At 44.1% G+C, this 15,469-nt stretch carries 9 protein-coding genes and 1 tRNA gene; 6 read left to right on the top strand and 4 right to left on the bottom strand.

Annotated features, from left to right (window positions below; genetic code table 11):
- Window positions 1-142: 142 nt before the first annotated feature.
- From SSED_RS12190 to SSED_RS12180, 3 genes are all read left to right on the top strand, one after another.
- Window positions 143-2,137 carry a methyl-accepting chemotaxis protein gene (locus SSED_RS12190; protein WP_012142669.1) on the top strand — a complete coding sequence of 665 codons (1,995 nt, stop codon included), beginning with the start codon at window positions 143-145 and terminating at the stop codon, window positions 2,135-2,137.
- A gap of 355 nt (window positions 2,138-2,492) precedes the next feature.
- Window positions 2,493-3,476 (top strand): NAD(+) synthase, encoded by a 984-nt coding sequence (gene nadE, locus SSED_RS12185; RefSeq protein WP_150104335.1) that lies wholly within the window; start codon window positions 2,493-2,495, stop codon window positions 3,474-3,476.
- A gap of 239 nt (window positions 3,477-3,715) precedes the next feature.
- Complete coding sequence (locus tag SSED_RS12180) at window positions 3,716-5,293, top strand: BCCT family transporter (protein WP_012142667.1); 1,578 nt, start codon at window positions 3,716-3,718, stop codon at window positions 5,291-5,293.
- A 106-nt stretch (window positions 5,294-5,399) separates the two neighbouring features.
- On the opposite strand, the gene SSED_RS12175 is transcribed toward SSED_RS12180, so the two are convergent.
- The 4 genes from SSED_RS12175 to cls form a co-directional block, all read right to left on the bottom strand.
- Window positions 5,400-6,116 (bottom strand): 3'-5' exonuclease, encoded by a 717-nt coding sequence (locus tag SSED_RS12175; RefSeq protein WP_012142666.1) that lies wholly within the window; start codon window positions 6,114-6,116, stop codon window positions 5,400-5,402.
- Between the two features lie 3 nt (window positions 6,117-6,119).
- Window positions 6,120-8,003: a DUF294 nucleotidyltransferase-like domain-containing protein gene (locus SSED_RS12170; protein ID WP_012142665.1), complete on the bottom strand. Its 1,884-nt coding sequence runs from the start codon at window positions 8,001-8,003 to the stop codon at window positions 6,120-6,122.
- A gap of 351 nt (window positions 8,004-8,354) precedes the next feature.
- Window positions 8,355-8,444: transfer RNA gene (locus SSED_RS12165), tRNA-Ser, on the bottom strand.
- A gap of 238 nt (window positions 8,445-8,682) precedes the next feature.
- Window positions 8,683-10,140, bottom strand: coding sequence for a cardiolipin synthase (gene cls, locus SSED_RS12160; RefSeq protein WP_041421669.1), 1,458 nt, complete (start codon window positions 10,138-10,140; stop codon window positions 8,683-8,685).
- Window positions 10,141-10,365: 225 nt separating this feature from the next.
- On the opposite strand from cls, the gene SSED_RS12155 reads away from it, so the two are divergent.
- The 3 genes from SSED_RS12155 (at window position 10,366) to SSED_RS12145 (ending at window position 15,311) form a co-directional block, all read left to right on the top strand.
- Window positions 10,366-11,220, top strand: a complete 855-nt coding sequence (locus SSED_RS12155) for an endonuclease/exonuclease/phosphatase family protein (protein WP_012142663.1) — start codon at window positions 10,366-10,368, stop codon at window positions 11,218-11,220.
- A gap of 183 nt (window positions 11,221-11,403) precedes the next feature.
- Window positions 11,404-13,350 (top strand): RecQ family ATP-dependent DNA helicase, encoded by a 1,947-nt coding sequence (locus SSED_RS12150; protein ID WP_012142662.1) that lies wholly within the window; start codon window positions 11,404-11,406, stop codon window positions 13,348-13,350.
- A gap of 182 nt (window positions 13,351-13,532) precedes the next feature.
- Window positions 13,533-15,311, top strand: coding sequence for a DUF885 domain-containing protein (locus SSED_RS12145; protein WP_012142661.1), 1,779 nt, complete (start codon window positions 13,533-13,535; stop codon window positions 15,309-15,311).
- Window positions 15,312-15,469: the final 158 nt, after the last annotated feature.

Raw genomic sequence — 15,469 nt, 5'->3', positions numbered from 1 at the left:
GCCAAATAGCCTTCAAGTATGATCTTGAATAAAAAGTCTTCATTTTGGAGGCTTTTTTTCTATAACATCCAAAAAATTAACCCTATGTACGCTAAACTTTAAGTCGAAAGTGAACTTTAGTGACATTAGAAAGGATATTTTCATGAAGCTTCGATGGATCGGAAATTTAAGCATAAAAAACAAACTTATGCTCGTCATACTCCCTCCGATAATAGGTTGTATTCTATTTGGTACTTCTGTTGTATATAACCAGTATCAACTGGGACACGGGCTCGAGCAGGTAAAAGTGCTGAGTCAACTGGCGACCGTGAATAGTGATCTCGTTCATGAGTTACAAAAAGAGCGGGGAATGAGTGCCGGCTTTCTAGGGTCCAAAGGCAAATCGTTTGCCGGTAAACTTCCGGGTCAGAGACAATTAACCGATAAACAATTATCAGGGTTTAATACATTCGTCCGTGATAATACCTTACCTGCGGTATTCTCGACTCAGCTGAGCCGCGTTAATTCCGAAGTTTCCAGACTGAACAATATCCGCTCCGGTGTCGATAGTCTGTCGATATCGGTAGCCGAAGAGGTCGGTTACTACACCCAGCTTAATAAGATGTTATTGAGTATTGTCGATCAAACGGCCAAAGAGGGGGATAGCCAGGAAATTGCAATTCAGGCTGCTTCATTCAGTGCCTATCTTCAGATGAAGGAGAGAGCGGGAATAGAACGTGCGGTGTTAAGTTCCACATTCGGAAATCCTGAGTTTAAGTCAGGCATGTTTATTAAGTTTGTCACTCTGGTATCGGAGCAAGCCAGTTACGAAGAGCGCTTTCTTGCCTTGGCGTCTGAAGAGGTTAAAAGCCGGTACAGACAACTGACCAGTTCTCAAGCCGTAGCCGATGTTCAGGCACTCAGACAGATTGCATTAAGACAAAAGGGTGAGGTTATCAGTGCTCAAAGCGCCGAGAGTTGGTTTGCTAAATCCACAGCCCGAATCGAATTGGTGCGTGCATTCGAAAAATCGCTATCTGAGTCCCTGATTAGCGTGACAGAAAAACAGCTGAAAGCCTCCCAATCTGTGATGTTGAGTATCATAGTCATATTGATTATTTCAGGTGCGCTGGTCATCTTTATCTCGGTTACTGTCGCAAAATATATGCACAATCGTCTGCATTACCTGCACTCAACTATCAGTACCGCACAGCAAAATTACGATCTTAGTGTTCGTGTTAAAAGTGAGACAAATGACGAGCTTGGTGAATTAGGTAGGGCTTTCAATAATATGATGAATGATTTTGAGCAAGTCATTCATAAGGTCAGGGATAATACCGACAGGCTATTGCATGCGTCTGAGAAGATGGATACCTGTGCAACGGCTATGCAACAAGACGTTGCTATCGGGCATAGCGAGGCCGAGCAAGTCGCCTCGGCGATGACGGAGATGAGTGCGACGGTGCAAGAGATCGCAATCAATGCGGTGAAGGCCTCTGAGGCGTCCACAGCGGCCAATGTCGAAGCGAAAGAGGGAAATATTGAGGTCAGCAAAACCTGCGACAGTATTAACTTATTGGCACAGGAGATAGGCGAGGCATCTACCGCTATTCATGAATTGGATAATGATATTCAAGGAATTGTGAGTGTCTTAGGGGTGATCAGTGGCATCGCAGAACAGACGAACCTGTTGGCCTTAAATGCAGCGATCGAAGCGGCACGTGCCGGTGAGATGGGAAGAGGGTTTGCCGTTGTCGCCGATGAGGTGCGAAGTTTGGCTCAGAGAGCGCAAACCTCAACCGAAGATATCAGGGATATGACTGAACGCCTCGAAAAAGCGGCTGTGGTTGCCGTTACAGCGATGGATAAGGGTAAGTCCCAGGCAGAGATCAGTGTTACCGAATCGGAAAAAGCGGGTCAAGATCTCGATAAGATTGTTCATGAAGTGGGTGTGATTGACAGTATGAACGAACAGATAGCTGCTGCAACACATGAGCAGTCAGCAGTTTCCGAAGAGGTCAATCGTAATGCACTTAAGATCAGTGAAACTTATCAAAATACCCAGGTGGTCTCCGACGAGCTCAGTCAGCTAAATGAAACCTTATTAGCAGATGCCAATGCCATGGCCGAAGAGGTGAGTAAGTTTAAGCTAAGCTAAGTGTCAGTGATTTAAAATTTAGTGTGTACGTATCAAGCCCTGTCGAAAGATGGGGCTTTTTTGTGGACGAGTGTTTTTATAGCGGTTGGTATTAGTTCGGGATATAAAATATTGGCACAGTAGGGTGGCTAAAACTGACAAACTCTTCAATAATTCAACGAATTTAATACGGCAATTGGCTGGTTTTTTATTATAGTTTTAATTGCAATCTAATCAAAATATTTGTCGGAACGATATACCCACACTATCAAACGCATAACAGGTTATAGAAAGCCCCGGACATGTTACCGGATTAACGGCTGGTTCATCGCTGATTAAGGCGTTGTGTGAAGATGAAAACGAAATTATTGAGGTTATGATGAACGCAAATCTTTCTATTGATGCTCATTTGACTGTACAGCTTATAGAGTCGTACCTTAAAAAATTGGTCGAAACAGAAAAGAGTAATGGATTGCTTCTTGGCCTTAGCGGTGGCATCGACTCCTCTGTGCTGCTCACTATTGCCGTAAGGGCCGTTGGAAAGGAGAATGTGCACGCTTCTTTTCTGTATGACCGTGATAGCGAAAAGGGCTCTGAGGCAAAAGCGCGGATTATGGCGCAATGGCTGGATATAAGGCTCGATATTGCAGATATATCACCGGCCATGAAGAGTAAAAACATTTATTCTCCTCTGATTATGAAGCTGGTACCTTATTCAGCTCTCTTTAACCGTATGATTCAACACTCTTACCGTTTTATTAACGGGGAAGTACCATTTAAAACATCTCTTAAAATAGGCAGTCGTGTCGGTGAAGGTTCATGGATTAAGTGTTTGATGTATAAGTTCATTATATGCCATATCGATCGGGGTTTTTCAGAGCGCCATATACACCGAAGAGAGCTACTGAATAAAAAAGCCATCGAAGAGAATCTAAGCCTGATCGGCGCAGCCAATCGCTCGGAGTTTGAAATAGGTTGGTTTGTTAAGGATGGTGTTGACGACCTGCCTGTTCAACCAATGACGGGACTGTACAAGACACAGGTGTGGCAACTTGCATCACACTTGGAGCTGCCCGATGAAATCCAGAAGCAACTGGCTTCTCCCGATATGATGTTTGGGATCACCGATGAGTTTGGTATTGGTCATAACTATCGTCAGTTGGATATCATTCTCGATATGATGGAGCGGGAAGAGACAGATGAGGAGATGATTAATCATGGTATCAGTAGAGCAGATATCGAAGATGTTCGGGAATTGAAGAAATATTCTGAATGGAAAAGAAACTCTTTACACGAAACATCTCCGGTTCAAGGTGGAGTCGATGGCAATGTACGTTTACCTAATAGGGCACCCAGCTAGTATCGATAGCACTCATAATAGTTCACAGTTAAAGATATTATGCTTGTCGAAGCCCTAAAGTTAGATAAATTTAAAACTCAATTGGCGATCTGACTAAGAACTTTCATCAAGAATTCTTAATCTATTGTCTGGAAGGTCACATGAGACGTGATTGCTTTCAGCAATAGGCTGCAAGTTTCCGTCGAATAAAGTAAAATAACGTACATTTTTCGAATGAAAGTTGTTCTAAACGAGGATCAATGAATACAAGAAAAGATAAATACAGTATTGATAATACCGATTACACCATCGGACAAGATAACATTCAAAAATGGGGCTTTGATGTTCACAATCCTGTTTTTGGGATCAGCGCAGCCTTAATTGGCCTATTTTTATTAGCCATTTTGGTGGCCGACCCAGAAACATCAAAATCTGTATTAGACGGCATAAAATGGAAAATCATTGGCGCTTTTGATGGTTTGTTTATGTGGTCTGCCAATATTTTTGTGATTTTTTGTGTAGCAATGATTGTCTCCCCATATGGCAAAATTCGTTTAGGTGGTGATGAGGCAAAAACCGACTATTCGATGAAGTCATGGATAGCAATGTTATTTGCTGCTGGTATGGGTATTGGACTCATGTTTTGGGGGGTTGCAGAGCCTGTTGCCTACTTTACCGGTTGGTACGAAACGCCACTAAATGTTGCTGCAAACACACCGGAAGCCGCTAAGCTGGCTCTTGGCGCCACCATGTTCCATTGGGGACTTCACCCATGGGCGATTTATGGCGTCGTGTCACTGTCGTTAGCATTTTTCGCTTACAATAAGGGCTTACCGCTTTCCATGCGTTCTGTCTTTTATCCTATCCTGGGTGATCGCACTTGGGGTTGGCCTGGGCATGTTGTTGACATTCTAGCGGTGCTTGCCACTCTGTTTGGTCTCGCGACTTCTCTGGGACTGGGTGCTCAACAAGCCGCGAGTGGTTTTCATCATGTGTTCGGAATTGAAAATGGCTTAATGCTTCAAATCGCTATCATATTTATAGTGACCTTGTTAGCCGTTATCTCTGTCGTTCGTGGCATTGAAGGTGGTGTAAAAATCATCAGTAATGTCAATATGCTGCTGGCACTTGCTTTAGTGGTGTTTGTGACTTTGGTGACTTTTGCAGTATCCATGGGAACCATTCCGACAACAGTCATGGGATACATTGAAAATATTATTCCATTAAGTAACCCAATTGGCCGTGAAGATGAAGCCTGGATGCATGGCTGGACTGTTTTCTATTGGGCGTGGTGGATCTCTTGGTCTCCTTTTGTCGGCATGTTTATTGCGCGTATTTCACGTGGACGTACAATTCGTGAGTTCATGACTGCTGTACTCATTGTACCAACGGTGGTTACTATGCTTTGGATGTCAGTATTTGGTGGTGTTGCGATTGATCAAATCGTTAATAAAGTCGGTACGTTAGGTGAAAAAGGCTTAACAGAAGTGCCACTTGCCATGTTCCAAATGTTTGACGCATTGCCAATGGGTAATATTTTGTCTCTACTCGCTGTTGTGTTAGTGCTGGTTTTCTTTGTGACCTCATCAGACTCTGGGTCACTGGTTATCGATAGCATCACATCAGGTGGTAAAGTCGATGCGCCAGTTCCTCAACGCGTATTCTGGGCATTTATTGAAGGCGCAATTGCTGCCGGTCTGGTTTGGGTGGGTGGTACCGAAGCCATTGAAGCCTTGCAAGCCGGTGCTATTTCAACAGCCTTGCCGTTCACCATTATTTTGTTGGTGATGTGTGTCAGTTTGATAAAGGGACTACGAACAGAAAAACGTCCTGGTTAATCTGTTGAATAGTTAGATCAAAATAAAAGCCGAGTGATGCAATTATTCTTTGAATTCTGCATCACTCGGCTTTTTTATTGCTAAAGCTTTATAACCAAGATTGATATTATAACAACAGTTTTTTTATTGGTGTGTCTGGGCTGAAGTGGTGGTGAATTTGCGCTTGCAGTAACTCCGCCGTGGCAATTGCATCGGTCAAAGCATCGTGTGGCGGATACGTTGGCAGATTATAACGCGTACGACTATTGGCGAGTCGAATCGATTCTGGACGGGTATTTTTAAGCCAATCTATAAAGCTTCTCGGGCGAGCCTGCTGGATATCAGCTTCAATTTGCATGGTATCAACAACGGGGAAAACAATGCCTTCTTTGATTAAGCTTCTTAGCGCCGCATCAAAGAAGTCACGTTCAATTCTGCGGTAATGCACCACCACAATTTTTCCAGCCAGTTCATCCAACAGCTGCTCTAAGATCCGCAATAGATCCGGCGCACCTTTCAGATCTGAGTGGGTAATACCATGGATGATGATTGAATCTTCCTGCAGTTTATCTTCCGGTGTTACAAACCAGTGTTTCGCCTGTCTGCAAGCAATTCGTTGCAGAGTAAAAGGGACTAAACCAATGCTTATAATGCTGTTTTGATTTGCATCCAGTCCAGTGGTTTCAAAATCTAAGGCAACAAAGTCAATATCCTTAAGTTTGGTTTCTTCATGGTAAGTGCCGGCATTATAAAAGTGAGTCAGGCGGCTATCTTTACTTTCTAGCGCTTTAATTTGCAAAAAAGCTTTCCAGTTTAAGACCTCTTGATTACTGAAATTACGCATTATTTATCCCTGCATGCTGTTGGCACTGTAGCGGAATTTTAAAAAGTTTTGCGCACTGCTTAAGACCAAAAAGGCATCCTTCAAATTTCGCCTTTCAAAATCTGACATGTTTTCTGGCTCAATATTATTATCTGGCTCTTGCTCTGACTCTATGTCTAATGCTTGATGACGAATGCGAACCAAAGAGATGAATTCCATCGCATGTTGCAGATCTTTACCTTTTGATGGAGGTAAAATCCCCGCTTCGATGATGTCTTCTAATCGATCAAATGAGTTCTGGGATTGGGAGCCGATAGCAAGGGCGTGCACACGGATGAGGTCCGCTAAAGGTGCCGTACCTCTTCTCTTTAAATTAATGGAGTTGTTATGGCGGCCATCTTTTTCCATCACAAAGTCTTTAAAGAAGCCAAGTGGTGGTGTGCGGTTTAATGCATTTCTGGCAAGACAGGCCAAGAAGCGGTTGTTCTTTTTCGCCTTTCTAAGGATAAACGCGTTCAACTGTTCAGCCCATTTGGGTCTGCCGTACACACCGTTGAGATCGAAAAATATTGAGCTATTAAGCAAAGCTTGCGGGTTTGGATTCTCAATCCAATCAGCAAAACACGCTTCCCATTGAGATTGTGTTTTTCGATACTCAGGATTAGTTGCCATGATGTCGCCCGTACAATAGGTGTAACCGCAAGCGGCTAAACCATCACACACATAGGTGGCAAGCGCTTTAAAGTAATCCCCATGGAGTGACTCTTGATATTCGTTATCGAGAATGATCGCATTGTCTTGGTCGGTCACGATAAGCTGTTCATCGCGAGCCATTGATCCAAGCGCTAAGAAGCAGTACGGCACCGGCGGTGGCCCTAATTTTTCTTCAGCCAATTCAAGCAGACGTTGTTTAAAACTTCTGCCGATTTCAGACATCGCCCGACCGACCATGTGCGAGTTGGCATCTTCGTTTATCATGCGGACAAAACAGTCTTTGAGTTGATTCGACAGCATAATCAAATCTTCAATGCTATTTTGCTGGAAAATACTGCTGACAAATAACAAACTATTTTGTGATTCATAACGAATGATGTCGCTGACTTCAATTAAGCCTATCGGTTGTTTGTTTTTTAGAATAGGGAGGTGATGAACGTTATAGCGAAGCATTAACAGCATCGCTTCAAAAATGTAGGCGTTGTGATCCAAAGAGATCAGCTCTGTTGACATCACCTCGACCACTTGGGTATCGACATCTAGCCCTTGCGCGATAACTTTTGCGCACAGATCGCGCTCAGTAATAATGCCAACAAAGCTGTTGCCACCTTCATCGGCGAGGGTTGGATCATTGATAATTGCAGCAGAGACATTCTCTTCAGACATGATTTTGGCCACGTTCTGAATTGTGGTGGTGATAGGTAGCATCACAGGCTCGCCACTGAGTAAGGTCTTTACCTTTGAGGTGGTCAGTGAGTTGGCATCATCACTATTATCTTCAACTGCTTGCTGTAATCGAATACTGCCTTCTACTTCAACAAAGTCGGCAAAGGTCTCATAGCGTTCGCAGAACTCTTCAAAAATATTCTGTGGAATGCAGTATAAAAGAGTGTCTTTAATTGATTTGGCTGGGAAACGAACTTTATTATTAGTTAATAGCCCCATCTGCCCAAATAAGCCACCTTGGTCAAGACGGTTATAAAGCTCACCAGTACGGCGATATATCTCGACCACACCACTGCGGACCATAAAGAGATCGTGAATTTTATCAGCAAATTCAATGATCATACTGTCAGCTCGGTAGTATGAGATCTCGACACTTTTTGAAACTTCGATTAATGCATCTTCAGGCAGTTGATCAAAAGGGGGATATTGGCGGATGAAATTTCGAATTTCAAGTAGCTCGACTTCCATGATTCGCTCGATATTGATGATGATTTGAGTATATGAACAACAGTATATGGTATATACGAGATATATGCAGCCAGCCCGTTTCTCAGACTCTTACTCTTATTATTAATATTCAAACGTTTTTCATCGAAAGTGATCGACATAGCTTGCTATCAACCCTGCAGATCTTTTCCGATTTAACACGACACGACACGACACGACACGAAATTAAGCGGCATATGACTAAGATAAAAGTTGATCTAACACTCTAACTTAATGGTGTACTACAAATGGGTTTGGCTAGCTATTATCTCAGGACGGGACAAACCCAGAACGAAAAAAGGCTGTCCATTCGGACAGCCTTTTTTCTAAATATGGCGGTGAGGGAGGGATTCGAACCCTCGGATGGTTTAACCCATCACACACTTTCCAGGCGTGCTCCTTAAGCCACTCAGACACCTCACCAAATTGTTAGTCATGTTTAATGTGTTTGACTCCACATTTAGTCAGACATTGCCTGCTAACGGGGTCGTACTTTACGCAAAACCCATAACGCGGTCAAGCGATAAAACAGTGGATTTAGGCGTTTGCATAATAGATAAACAAATCATTAGATAAGAAGTGTTTTTTCGAACTATTATGACCTGTGACCTCATCATTTAATGGTTTTTCTGACGATATCTCTCTGTTTTAATCTCATCAATTAGAGTAGCGGACTGAAGAGGTAGAAAAACTGCTCGATGACTCGTTTGTAGACGGGGCGCTTTTGCCAAGCCTCAATATCGACAAGATGGGCATTATCTATGTAAGACTGTTGGAGAAGATTCATTTGGTCTGTGAAGTTCTGGTCATCCACGGCCAGTGTCACCTCGAAGTTTAACCATAGGCTGCGCATATCCAGATTGACCGTGCCGATAAGGCAATGACTTTCGTCGATGACCACAGACTTGGTATGTAGCAGGCCACCGTTGAATCTATGTATTTTAACTCCGGCGCTTAACAGCTCACAAAAAAATGAACGGCTGGCCCACTCGACCATGACGGAGTCATTCTTATGAGGAATGATAATGTTAACGCAGACACCTCGATGGGATGCAGCAATGAGCGCAACCAACAGGTTCTCACTGGGTACGAAGTAGGGGGTAGTGATCACAATTTTATGTTCCGCTTGATATATGCTTTGCAGCAGAACTTCATGGATGATCTCTTCCGGCATCCCCGGGCCCGATGGGATCACCTGGACCATATCGACTTTTTCAGGTTCGGTATGGGGCTTACAAACAGGAAGTTCGGGCAATAGACGTTGATTCGTTTCCACTTCCCAATCCCATGACTGAATGGCATTGAGCAGAGGGACCGTGGTGCCCTTTATTCTGACCATAACATCGATCCATTGCCCGACACCCGAATTGGTCTTAAAACAGCTTGGATCGACCAGGTTCATTGAACCTGTATAGGCAATGCTATTATCAATAACGACTATCTTTCTGTGCATTCTGAGATCCATACGTCGAAACAGGACTCTGATGGGGCTTACCTTTAATGCCCTTGCAATATGGATCCCCTCGGCCTCGAGTATGGCTGGCCATTGGCTTCGAAAAAATTGATTGCTGCCGGCTGAATCTAATAATAATTTAACGGATACATTACGCTTTGCGGCATTAATCAGAGCTAACGCCACGTCATCGGCCATGCCACCGGGGTGCCAGATATAAAACTCCAGATGAATCGTCGACTTTGCCCTATCAATATCTTTGATGAGAGAGTTCAGGATCTGCTTGGGTGTCGATTGTAATTCAAGGGCATTGTCCGCCAATGAAGGGATCCCCAATTGGTTCTCACACAGGGCGCTGATAGATTGAGCATGTGAGCTCAAAACATTCGGCCGATACTGGCGGATTTTATAGAGGTGGGCGAACCAATCGGCGTAGGGTTGATACATATCTTTTGCGCGTTGGGCCCGGGTTCGGCCGATATTCTGCTCACCAAAAAGCAGGTAGGCAAAAATGCCAACGATAGGGATGACGTAAATGACCATCATCCACGCAAAGGAGACACCGACAGATCGACGCTTGATAATAATTCTTACGGTAATGCCAGCAATGATGACCCAGTAGAACAGGATGCCTGCCAGGGTTAGCAGTTGATAAAAATGTGCCATTGAATAGTGCGCCATTAGGAAAAACTAAAGGAAAAATATACTTCTGATTCAGTTTGCATTTAATTCCAGGGAAATGACAGACTTTTTGACGGATAACCAAACAGTTACCTTGCATATTAAGTAAATTTAATCTTATTCACGGTTTTATAACGAGTGGGTTATTGGTTTTTTCTTTCTCCAGGACTTATGATGTTAGTAGGTGATTTATATTTTCGATGTTATTGAATGAAATTTTTCTCAAAAACCAGATGGTTACTGGCTTTAGTTTGTTTTATTACTTTTAGTTTTGTCCTGACTTTTAGTGGGATTAACCACGCTAACGGTACTCCCAAGGTGATGATTAATTTGGTCGAACCAATTTTTCAAACTCAGTGTGCACATCCTACCTCCTCCGGTCACCTCGATATTGACGGTAGGCTTAATGTGTCGGTGTGGAATATCTACAAGCAAAAAAGGAAAAACTGGAAACAAGTGCTTAAGCGACTCTCTCATTCCAGCCAACTCGTGTTACTGCAAGAGGCCGGACTCACCACCGAGATGGTTGATTTCATCAACTCTCACTCCTTAAATGTGGCGATGACTAAAGCGTTCAAACTTTTTGGCACTTCGCTTGGGGTAATGAATTTATCCGTCTCACAAGCCAGCAGTGCCTGTGCGTTTCATGCCACAGAGCCATTGATTAGGTTCGCCAAATCGGCACTTATCACTCATTATCCTCTCTCCAATGGTGAGACACTTCTGGTGGTCAATCTTCATGGAATCAATTTTGACTGGAAACTGACCCGTTATACCGAGCAGTTCGAAGCCTTAAGCCTGGAACTCGGTGGGCATAGCGGTCCGATAATTCTTGCCGGCGATTTTAATACCTGGCGAAACGACAGACTCAAGCTGATCTATGAGTTTGCCAAGCGTTTTGGTTTAAGTGAGGCTGAGTATCATCTGGATGAACGTCAACGATTTTTCGGCCTGGCCTTAGATCATCTCTTCTATCGGGGGCTCGATTTCCATCATGCGGAATCTAAAGTGACCGACGCTTCGGACCATAACCCAATTATTGCCCATTTCACTCTGAAATCGTAACAGGTGAGTGAGCCAGCTTGTTGAATTAATATTAGTTTAATCGTTTGAATCTCAGCTTTTGTTTCCCGTTCTCGATGGGGAAAACCAAATATTGTGCCCGGTAACTATCGCGGCGCCGCACAGCTTATGTAGATGAGTGTTATCATATACGCATAAGAAAACTCTTTTCGACAGGTTAATTTTATGTCTCAATCTCCCCATGCATTATTACAGGCTCACTTTGGATTTTCAGATTTCAGGAGTGGTCAATATGATGTGATTAACCATGTTCTTCAAGGGCATAGCGCCGCGGCTATATTTCCTACTGGCTCGGGTAAGTCATTGTGTTATCAGTTGCCGGCAATTGCGCTACCCAACCTTACCTTAGTGGTTTCGCCACTATTAGCCTTGATTCAGGACCAGTTGTCATTCCTGCAGTCGAAGGGAATTAACGCTGCCAGTATCGACTCCAGTCAGAGTCGGGAGCAAACCCTGGACGTCATGCGCGGGGTGAGACAGGGAGAAGTAAAGATATTGATGATCTCTGTTGAGAGACTCAACAATGAGCGTTTCAGGCAGTTTATCAGTGAGGTGCCGGTTTCAATGTTAGTGGTCGATGAGGCTCACTGTATCTCCGAGTGGGGCCACAATTTTCGCCCTGATTACCTTAAGCTGCCACGATACAGGAAAGAGTTGAATATCCCTCAAACTCTACTGCTGACTGCCACAGCGACACCTAAGGTGATAGAGGATATGGGCAGTAAATTTGGCATAGCCCCTGAAAAAGTCACCTTAACCGGGTTTTATCGGCCCAACCTTCACTTAAATGTTAAGGGGGTCGCTAGCAGGGATAAAGTTGACGAGTTGGCGTTATGGCTTAGCTCCAGAGTCCATCAATCCGGCATCATCTACGTCACCCTGCAACAAACCGCAGAATTTGTGGCCGAGAAACTTAGCCAGCGCAACATTCCTGCCAAGGCCTACCATGCCGGAATGGCGTCCGAGGTCAGGCAGGCTATCCAGCATGACTTCATGTCCGGAAAGCAAGAGATCATCGTCGCGACCATTGCCTTCGGGATGGGGATAGATAAGAGCGATATCCGTTTTGTGGCGCATTATGACCTGCCTAAATCCATCGAAAACTACGCCCAGGAGATTGGTCGTGCGGGACGGGATGGATTGAACTCAGATTGTTTAGTTCTCGCCAATGCCGATAACCTGAGCACCCTGGAGAACTTTGTTTATGGTGATACGCCCGAGCCCGGCGCCATCAGCGTTGTTCTCGATGAGATCCTCAAAGCGGCAGAGCTGAGCTCTGGACAAGCTCAGTGGGAGGTCGTACTTAACAGTTTATCTAATCAGTCCAATATCCGGCCCCTGTCTTTAAAAACACTCTTGGTTTACCTCGAACTTCTGAACATTATTAAGCCGACATACAGCTATTTTGCAGAGTATAAGTTTAAATACCTTATGCCTGAGGCACAGATAATTGAGTTTTTTAAAGAGGAGAGGAGAGACTTTATCCGGGCCATATTTACCAGCGCTGACAGGGCAAAGATATGGTCCAGTGTGAACTTCGATAAACTGAATACTGCTTATGCCAGTGACCGTCAGCGGGTATTGAAAGCAATCAACTACCTTGATGAAAAGGGAATGATTGAGCTGCAAAGTAAACAGATGACTCAGGTATATCAAATTCTCGATACCCGGTTTGACCGGGAACAGCTACAAATATCCCTGTTCGAACGCTTCAATGGTAAAGAGACCAGTGAAGTAAAACGCATTAATCAGTTGATTGGCTTATTTACATCGGATCAATGTCTGAGTCATCAGCTGGCACACTACTTTGCCGACGAGCAGATGACTCAAAATTGTGGTACCTGTTCGGTTTGCCGAGGCGAGCAGGCGGTGCTACCTCCAATCCCCTATCTAAAACCTCTCGATGAGATAGATTTTAATCAAATTACTGCTGAGGCTGTGTCTAAGTTAGGTAAGGCATCCAGTATCGTTCTGGTGTCGCGTTTTTTGTGTGGTCTAACGACGCCAATCTTCACTAAGTTGAAGTTACGAGCCTGCAGAGGGTTCGCTAGTTTAGAGAAGTACCGCTTCAGTGAAGTGAAACTCTGGGTTCAATCACACCTGAGTGACTAGGGCCTGTTGAGCTGAGACTTTACTTAAGTCATGACTCATTTAGTCCAATATTATCAGTGCAGTCTACCAAGTGTGTAACACAATATTTCAGCTTCAGTATCGAAGCTGAAATATTTTTTTATACATGCTTTACTAAGCCTGAAAAATATAACAAATAATAAACTTAGAATCGGGATAAAAAAATGAAAAAAGCAACACTGTCATTAGCGGTAGCATTGTCATTAACAGCACTCGCTGGTTGTCAATCTCAAGAGGTAGCCGAACAGGTATCGCCGGCTTCGATAGCTTCAAGCCAACAGTTAAGCTTTGCCCAATTTTCAACGCAGTTTATAGACGAGCTATGGAAGCAAGCACCGACATGGGCACTCTATAGTGGTTACCATAAATATGATGGCGTGCTTAAAGTGCCTAACGATGCTAGCCGCGCCGAGGCAATAAAGTTTAACAAGCAACAACTGTCCATGTTACAGGCCTTCGACAGAGATTCATTGTCGGCTAATGAGCTTATCGATTATCGTCTGATTGAGAACTTGCTTAAACGTGATACCTGGGAGATCACTAAGTTTAAATCCTGGCAGTGGAACCCTGCATCGTATAACGTTGCCGGCGGTTTTGCCCAGTTGATCAATGAAGATTTTGCCCCGCTCGATGATAGGTTACGTTCAGTATTGGCTCGAATGGAGAATGTCCCAGCCTATTACAGTGCCGCTCGGGAGAATATTAATAACCCGACACTCGAGCACACTCAACTGGCTCAGATGCAGAATAAAGGTGCATTTTCTGTTTTTTCAGCAGAACTGCTCGCACAAGCCGAAAGCTCGGGACTGACAAGCGATGAAAAGGCATTGTTTAAAACGCGTTTCGATGCGGCGACTCAGTCAATCAATGAGCATATCGCCTGGCTGGGTGAGCTAGTATCTAAACTGGAAAAAGAGGGCGCACGCAGCTTCAGGATTGGTGAAGCGCTTTATGAAGAGAAATTCTCTTTCGATATTCAAGCTGGAATGAGTGCAAAAGGATTGTATGAAAAAGCCCTGGCTGACAAAAGTCGGGTTCAGGGTGAGATGGCAAAGATCACCGCTAAGCTATGGGATACCTATTTCGACACTCCTAAACCTTTAGATGATAATAAAGCTACGCGTCAGCTGATCGATAAACTCTCCTCTAAGCATGTAAAACGTGAGGCGTTTGTCGATGAAGTTCGTGCTCAGATCCCAGCCTTGATAAAATTTGTCAATGACAAACAACTCGTTACCTTAGACCCTAAAAAGCCGTTAGTTGTACGTGAAACACCGGAATATATGCGCGGCTTCGCCGGCGCCTCTATCAGTGCTCCCGGGCCTTATGAGAAATCCAGCAATACCTATTACAACGTTACGCCTCTCGATGCCATGGATGATGAGTCTGCCGAAAGTTATCTTAGAGAGTATAACCACTGGATCTTGCAGGTACTGAATATTCATGAGGCAATACCTGGCCACTACACTCAGCTGGTCTATTCAAATGAGTCACCTAGCATGGTGAAAAGCCTGTTTGGTAACGGTGCTATGGTAGAGGGCTGGGCTGTTTATACAGAGCGTATGATGCTCGAAGAGGGTTATGGTGATTTTGAGCCCGAGATGTGGCTGATGTACTACAAGTGGAACCTACGAGTCATTGCCAACACGCTACTGGATTACAGCATTCAGGTGAAGGGCATGACAGAGGATGAAGCTATTAGCTTAATGACCGAAGAGGCATTTCAACAAACCGCAGAAGCCGAGGGTAAGTGGAGAAGGGCGACATTGAGTCAGGTTCAGTTAACCAGCTATTACTCCGGCTACCGTGAGATCTATGATTTTCGTGAAGAGTTAAAAGCGAAGCAGGGGGAGCAGTTTGACCTTAAAGCATTCCACGAGCAGTTCTTAAGCTATGGAAGTGCGCCTGTTAAGTATGTGCGTCAGTTGATGCTCAATCAATAACAGTTTCTGTATTAACTTCAACTGTTATTTAACTTTTCAAAAGGCCAGAATATTCTGGCCTTTGTTTTATCAATCCAGAATGACTTTCACCCCCTTGCTTCTCTCCACTATCAATCAGACAACAAACTCGCTCACATCACAGATCTGAAAAAACAACT

It is taken from the genome of Shewanella sediminis HAW-EB3 (genome assembly GCF_000018025.1).
Taxonomy (GTDB): Bacteria; Pseudomonadota; Gammaproteobacteria; order Enterobacterales; family Shewanellaceae; genus Shewanella; species Shewanella sediminis.
The sequence above is the reverse complement of the archived record's forward strand: the minus strand, read 5'-3'. Positions and strand labels throughout refer to the sequence as shown.

Bases quoted from the DNA above. Each gene is read 5' to 3' on its own strand.
- SSED_RS12190 (WP_012142669.1), top strand. From the start codon at position 143: ATGAAGCTTCGATGGATCGGAAATTTAAGCATAAAAAACAAACTTATG.
- nadE (WP_150104335.1), top strand. From the start codon at position 2,493: ATGATGAACGCAAATCTTTCTATTGATGCTCATTTGACTGTACAGCTT.
- SSED_RS12180 (WP_012142667.1), top strand. From the start codon at position 3,716: ATGAATACAAGAAAAGATAAATACAGTATTGATAATACCGATTACACC.
- SSED_RS12175 (WP_012142666.1), bottom strand. From the start codon at position 6,116: ATGCGTAATTTCAGTAATCAAGAGGTCTTAAACTGGAAAGCTTTTTTG.
- SSED_RS12170 (WP_012142665.1), bottom strand. From the start codon at position 8,003: ATGGAAGTCGAGCTACTTGAAATTCGAAATTTCATCCGCCAATATCCC.
- cls (WP_041421669.1), bottom strand. From the start codon at position 10,140: ATGGCACATTTTTATCAACTGCTAACCCTGGCAGGCATCCTGTTCTAC.
- SSED_RS12155 (WP_012142663.1), top strand. From the start codon at position 10,366: ATGAAATTTTTCTCAAAAACCAGATGGTTACTGGCTTTAGTTTGTTTT.
- SSED_RS12150 (WP_012142662.1), top strand. From the start codon at position 11,404: ATGTCTCAATCTCCCCATGCATTATTACAGGCTCACTTTGGATTTTCA.
- SSED_RS12145 (WP_012142661.1), top strand. From the start codon at position 13,533: ATGAAAAAAGCAACACTGTCATTAGCGGTAGCATTGTCATTAACAGCA.